Source organism: Aggregatilinea sp., from assembly GCF_036822615.1.
Taxonomy (GTDB): domain Bacteria; phylum Chloroflexota; class Anaerolineae; order Aggregatilineales; family Aggregatilineaceae; genus Aggregatilinea.
In genome coordinates this window covers 20528-26267 of sequence record NZ_DAISHJ010000066.1, presented here as the reverse complement: position 1 = coordinate 26267, position 5740 = coordinate 20528, and the positions used below count along the sequence as shown (strand labels likewise).

Sequence of the window (5740 nt, the reverse complement as noted above, 5' to 3'; positions counted from 1 at the left end):
GGGCGGTGTGAACCGCTACGTGTGGGACGATCAGGAGCGCTCCGATCGGGAAGTGTGCGCGCACTTCGACGCCCTGCGCGGGCAGTATGCCGTGGATCCCGCGCGGATCGTCGTGGGCGGCTTCTCGATGGGCGCGGAGACGGCGCTCCGGCTCGCGCTGACCGGGGCGATCCCGGCGCGGGGCTTCGTGGCGGTCGCGCCGGGCGGTGTGATCACCCGCCAGCCGGAACGGTGGGAGCCGCTGATCGCGCAGGCGCAGGGACGCGGGCTGCGCGGTTATCTCGTCGCCGGGGACCGCGATCCGAGCTACGAGCCGATTGCCACGCTGGCCGAGATGCTCACTGCGGGCGGGGTTCCGTGCGTTTTCGAGACGATCCCCGGCCACGGCCATACGTTCCCGCCTGGGTTCGCCGCGCGCCTGCCCGATCTGCTGCGCGACGTCGCCGGGCCGTAAGGGCAGAGGATGCCGCTTTCTTTTCGGAAAGAAATCGGGCAAAAAAAACGGTGCGGTGGTGATCGATGGTTGTAGGGGCGCATCGCACCACGCCCTGCATAGTCGCGCTAGAATTTGTTTGTCTGTGGGGTGAGGTTTTTGAACGAGAACGAAGCGATTCTGGAAGGATTTGTCTCGGTGCGCGCCGCAATCAAGGCGAGCAGCCGCGACGTGTACGGCATCACGCTGCGCCACGACAAGTGGGATCGCGGCGTGGCGTGGCTGGAGCATCGCACCCAGGAGCGCGGCATCCCCGTCGAGCGCGTGTCCGCCGAGCAGATCGACGCGCTGGCGGGCGGCAGCACGCACGGCGGCGTGATCGCCCGCGTGGGACCGCGTAAATTTGCCGCGCTGGACGAGATGGGCCGGGGCAGCACCGCGCCATTCATCGTCATGATCGACGGCGTGGAAGACCCGTTCAACTTCGGGCAGGCGGTGCGCACGTTGTACGCGGCGGGCGCGGATGGGCTGGTGCTGCGCCCGCGCAACTGGATGTCGGCGGCGGGCGTGGTGGCGCGGGCGTCGGCAGGCGCGACCGAGTGGATCCCCACGGCCATCGCGGAAACGGCGCTCGACGCGGCGCAGTTTTTCCGCGAGCGCGGATTGAAGGTGGTCAGCGCCGACGATAAATCAGATACTGTGCCGCTCTACGCGGCGGATCTGACCGGGCCATTGTTCCTGGTCATCGGCGGCGAGAAACGCGGCATCACGCGCTCGTTCCTGGATCAAGCCGACCTGTTGTTACAGATCCCCTATGGGCGCGAGTTCGACCAATCGCTCGGCACGGCGGCGGCAGCGGCGGTGCTGGGCTTCGAGATCATGCGGCAGCGAATGCAGGCGAAGTAGGGCGGAGGTGAGCATGTTCGATCGACCTGAAGACGCGCGGGTGTATCTGGTCCGGCACGGCAAAGCGGCCAAAGAAGGTTACGCGCGCGACGAGGATCGCCCGCTGACCAAACGCGGCCAGCGCGATTCGGTCCGGATCGCGGAGCTTATCGCGGCGGCGGGCGCGCCGGTGCAGCAGATCCGGCACAGCGGCCTCGTCCGTGCGCGGCAGACGGCGGAGATCTTCGGGGAGCGGCTGTCGCCGCCCGGCGGCGTGATCGCGGTGGCCGGGTTGACCTATGCGGACCCGGTCGAGCCGCTGGCGCGCGAGCTTCACCTGGAGCCGGAGCCGGTGATGCTGGTGGGCCATAACCCGTTCATGGAAGAATTGGTAAGCCTGATGCTGACGGGCAGCACCGGGCGGATGCCGGTCTGGTTCGCCACATCGACCGTGGCCTGCCTGGCGTATACCGGCGGCGCGTGGTCGCTGCGCTGGGTGCTCAGCCGCGAGCTGGTCAAGGACGACGGCAAAGACGATTGAACCGCCGGGGATCGATCAGGGGATGAAAAACAGCAGGATGACGATTGCCATCCTGCTGTCCTGTTGCGAACAACCGACCCTAAGCCAGTTGCGTGTTTGAGTTCTGTTCCGCCTGCGCGGCGAAACTGATAATTGACCTCATGTTATTTTTAACTTGATGATGTGTCAATACTTTGCGCGCGAAAATTTACGGAATTGATGATATCTTCAGACTTTCACAGAAGCATTAAGGCCAACCTCTGCTCCGGCGGGGATCGGCAGGTCGTAGCCGTCCACCGTCAGGCCGTATGCCGCAGCGACCAGCTCGATCGGGTGGATGGTGCGGGTTTTGGTCAGCGCCGCGATCTGCCAGCGGCACGTTTCCGTGTCGCACACTACCGTATCGCTGCCCGACTCGTGCACCTGCTGCGTGAGCTTCCAGCCCACCGCCTCCGAGATGGCGCGCTTCTCCACCTTGTACCCGTACGTGCCCGCGATGCCGCAGCAGTCCGCGTCGATTTCCCACACGCGCAGGCCGGGGATCAGGTCGAGCACGTCCAGCGCGGGGCGGCCCATGCCGTGCGCCTTGAGCTGGCACGGCGCGTGATAGGGCAGCTCGCGCGTGATGGGGCGGAAGTCCAGCGGCAGTCGGCCTTCCTGGGCCAGCGCCGCCAGAAATTCCATGAAGTCGAAGGTATGTTCCGCGACGGTGCGCGCGGCCTCGTCTTCCAGCCCGAGCACGTGCTGGTAATCGCCCTTGATCGCGGTGATGCAGCTTGACGACGTGCCCACAATCGGGATGCCGCGCTGCGCGTAGGGCAAAAATGTCTCGATGTTCCGGTTGGCATACTTGCGCGCGCCGGGGAAGTCGCCGTTGGACTGTGCGGGCAGTCCGCAGCAGGTCTGCGGCGGGATCTCGACGTGCAGCCCGATGTGCTCCAAAATCGCCACGGCCAGCTTACCGATGTGCGGCTCGTAGCTGTTGGTCGAGCAGCCGTGGAAGTACACCACGCGGTCGCGGTCGCTGGCGGGCGCGGGCTGCGGGTGGCGCTTCTGCTCTTTTTTCCACCAGCCCCGGAAGGAGTAGCCCGCCCAGCCGGGCAGCGGCGCGCGCGCCGAGACGCCCATCACTTTTTCCGCGATCAGGCGCAGCGGGCGCGAATGCAGCGCAAAATTCAGCAGCGGCGCGAACGGCGTGCCCCACCGCCCCCAGCGCTCGTTGCGGCTGAGGAACCAGTTGCGCGGCGACATGCCCTCGTCCTCGACGATCTTGGCCTTCGCCTGCGTGTTGATCTCCATCACCTTGACGCCGTGCGGGCACACCAGCGTGCAGATCCCGCAGCTTGAGCACCAATCCACGGCGTGATCGGGCGACGGCGCGCCCGGCTCGCGCAGGCGCTGCGCTTGCGGCCCGACAGTCTTGGGGCCGGGGAAGCGCGGCTCGACGGCGGCATAGGGACACGCCGATGTGCAGATGTTGCACTTCACGCAGTGATCGGCGGTGAACGGCGTGGTTTCGATCAGGGTCAACAGGCTGTTGGTCGTCATAAGGACGATGGCTCCAAACTGGGTTCGTGTGATCGGAAAGTGCGGTTATCCGTCCCGGCGGCGCAGATCGGGAAACTGCTGCGCCAGCACATCCAGCCACGTATCCTGTGGCGGGATGATCGGTGGCAGCGCGTCCAGCTGCGCCCAGAACAACGTGAAGCGGTGGTTGTCTGTGCGCACGGTCCAGCGCGGCGGCGCATCGCCGGGATAGTCCAGGTGATAAAAATGGCGCACCTGCCGCCGGGTCAGTGCTTCGTCAGGGACCCAGCCGGTGATCTGGTACGAGATGTACTCCCGGTCGGGTTCACTGTCGTGCTCGATGTAGCTCACCTGCGTGAAGCCGTCCGCGTGGCGCTCCGTGCGGACCCACGCCGCACGCGGCAGCCGCGCCCACCCGAAACTACCCGCGTCGGGCCGGGCGTACACAGTCGTGGATCGTGCCATCGCGGCGCAGCCCTCCGGCGGCGAATCGTCCCGATGACCGAGCGCCCGCACCAGCCGCAGCCCGATCAGCCCGGTTTCCTCGCGCCCCTCCCGCAGCACGGCAGCTTCCGGCGCTTCGCCTTGTTCGACCGTCCCGGCGGGGATCTGGATGCCCGCGTAGGGATGCTCGAACAGCAGCAGCTCCGGCGCGTGCGGCGTCTGGCGCGTGATGAACGCGACCACTTTTTCGAGCGTGAGCGTCACGTCATCCTGCTTCAGATGCGCACCGCAGCACCCAGATCATAAACGGGCTGCTGGCCTCGTCAAATGGCGCGTGGGTATAGTCGCCGTACAGCGCCACCGGCTCGAACCCGGTTTCCGCGATAAGCCGCTCGAACGCAGCCTTTTCCAGCAGGTGAAATTGCAGCGACGACGTGCGTTTTTCGAGCATGCGTCCCTGCGAATCGTATTCCTCGAAAAATTCCAGCACGTCCACCAGCCGCGAGTCCGCGTTATAGGTCTGCAGCAGCCACACGAACAACTGGTTATCCTCGTCCTCGAAGCTCCCCGCGAGGTGAAGCTGGCCATCGACGCTGGCGCGGCGCACGGTCGGATTGTGCAGCGTGCAGATGAACGTGCCGCCGGGCGCGAGATGTGCGTGGATGCGCTCCAAGGCCTGCCGCTGGTCGGCCTCCGCCGTCAGTTCGGGGAACGCCTGGAACGGGATGATGATCTGCGCGAACTGCCGCCCCAGATCCAGGGCGCGCACGTCCATTTCGAGCGCCTCGGCGTCCAGCCCGCGCCGGTCGATCTTTTCGCGCAGGCGGCGCAGCATCTCCGGCGAGAAGTCCACACACGTCACCGGGATGCCCGCCTCGGCCAACGGCAGCGTAAGCCGTCCCGTGCCCGCCATCAGTTCGAGCACGTCGCCTCCGGCGCGGCGCGCTTCGTCGATGAAGAACTCGACATCCGCGCCGGTCGTGACAAACATATCGTACAGATCCGCGATGCGTGCATAATGCTCTTTGGACACCACTGCCTCCGTTTTGTTTGCCGGGTACGCTTTGTGCCTGGATGGGTTTTCGTAGGGCGTGTGGCTTGCCCTACCCGATTTTGCTCAACCGGCGGAGCAAGCCCCGCCCCTACGGATCGATCTGTTTTTCTCCCCTCTCCAACTTGATTGGAGAGGGGCCGGGGGTGAGGTCGTGTTTGTTATGCCGTCACCAGATCGACGCCTTCCGCGCAGTCGAAGGCGTGACAAAAGCTACTCCCATGAACCGTGGAAAGCGGAATTCCAACGGAATTGGAAATCTGGCTCATCACGCTTTTCGAGGATGCCCTGTTGGGTAAGTTCCTCAAGTACGTTAGTTAACATATTGCCAATTGGGTTATTGGACCAGAAGACGTGTTTTGCCTTAACATCGGGAGTCATTAACCCAAGACACTGCGCTAAGTAACGTTCAGCAAGATCCCAATCTGTCCAATCCAGAAGAGCTTCTTTAAGAGTAAGGGTTTGCATGGGATTCCCTGTCAATTACAACCATAGGAGGTGAGGTGAATTGCCAACTCCTCTACCTTATTATGTGGACGTTATCGCCAGCGCGGCGCGCACGGCCTGATAGGCCGTGACCAGATCGACGCCTTCCGCGCAGCCGTCCGCCAGCGGATTGAACCCCGCCAGCAGGTGACCCACTGCACGCACGTTGTCCAGCACCGGCGCGCCCGCCGCATCTACGGGACGCAGCGCCGCATCGACGCGCACGCCGCTCCGGTGGATCGCGTGGCCGCCCGCTTGCAGCAGCCGCTCGCCGTACCAGTCTGTGCGGCCCTCACCGCCGGGCGTGACCAGCGGCAGATCGAACAGCGGCTCCCACACGCGCCCGGTATCGTCGGTCAGCAGCCCGCCGCCGTACAGCCCGCCCGTCGCCAGG

Annotated in this window: 7 protein-coding genes and 1 pseudogene; 3 read left to right on the top strand and 5 right to left on the bottom strand. The window is 65.1% G+C overall.

Going from position 1 to position 5740, the window contains the following annotated elements:
- From V7116_RS16730 to sixA, 3 genes are all read left to right on the top strand, one after another.
- Positions 1 to 454, top strand: a 454-nt coding sequence (locus tag V7116_RS16730) for an alpha/beta hydrolase (RefSeq protein WP_324393098.1), incomplete at its 5' end; no start/stop codon positions are given.
- A gap of 138 nt (positions 455 to 592) precedes the next feature.
- Positions 593 to 1339: a TrmH family RNA methyltransferase gene (locus V7116_RS16725; RefSeq protein ID WP_324393097.1), complete on the top strand. Its 747-nt coding sequence runs from the start codon at positions 593 to 595 to the stop codon at positions 1337 to 1339.
- Positions 1340 to 1352: 13 nt separating this feature from the next.
- The gene (gene sixA / locus V7116_RS16720; RefSeq protein WP_324393096.1) at positions 1353 to 1859 is read left to right on the top strand and encodes a phosphohistidine phosphatase SixA; all 507 of its coding nucleotides are present in this window, start codon (positions 1353 to 1355) and stop codon (positions 1857 to 1859) included.
- Between the two features lie 207 nt (positions 1860 to 2066).
- Here the strand turns inward: sixA and V7116_RS16715 are convergent, their stop codons facing one another.
- From V7116_RS16715 to V7116_RS16695, 5 genes and pseudogenes are all read right to left on the bottom strand, one after another.
- A complete protein-coding gene (locus tag V7116_RS16715; RefSeq protein WP_324393095.1) occupies positions 2067 to 3386 on the bottom strand; it encodes an anaerobic glycerol-3-phosphate dehydrogenase subunit C in 1320 nt (439 codons plus the stop codon).
- A gap of 45 nt (positions 3387 to 3431) precedes the next feature.
- The gene (locus V7116_RS16710) at positions 3432 to 4073 is read right to left on the bottom strand and encodes an NUDIX domain-containing protein (protein ID WP_324393094.1); all 642 of its coding nucleotides are present in this window, start codon (positions 4071 to 4073) and stop codon (positions 3432 to 3434) included.
- A gap of 1 nt (position 4074) precedes the next feature.
- Positions 4075 to 4842 (bottom strand): class I SAM-dependent methyltransferase, encoded by a 768-nt coding sequence (locus tag V7116_RS16705; RefSeq protein WP_324393093.1) that lies wholly within the window; start codon positions 4840 to 4842, stop codon positions 4075 to 4077.
- A gap of 231 nt (positions 4843 to 5073) precedes the next feature.
- A complete protein-coding gene (locus V7116_RS16700) occupies positions 5074 to 5328 on the bottom strand; it encodes a hypothetical protein (RefSeq protein WP_324393092.1) in 255 nt (84 codons plus the stop codon).
- A gap of 60 nt (positions 5329 to 5388) precedes the next feature.
- A pseudogene (locus V7116_RS16695) lies at positions 5389 to 5740 on the bottom strand (glycerol-3-phosphate dehydrogenase subunit GlpB); the annotation flags it as partial.

Excerpts from the sequence above, each read along its gene's own strand:
- sixA (WP_324393096.1), top strand. The coding sequence starts at position 1,353 with ATGTTCGATCGACCTGAAGACGCGCGGGTGTATCTGGTCCGGCACGGC.
- V7116_RS16700 (WP_324393092.1), bottom strand. The coding sequence starts at position 5,328 with ATGCAAACCCTTACTCTTAAAGAAGCTCTTCTGGATTGGACAGATTGG.
- V7116_RS16715 (WP_324393095.1), bottom strand. The coding sequence starts at position 3,386 with ATGACGACCAACAGCCTGTTGACCCTGATCGAAACCACGCCGTTCACC.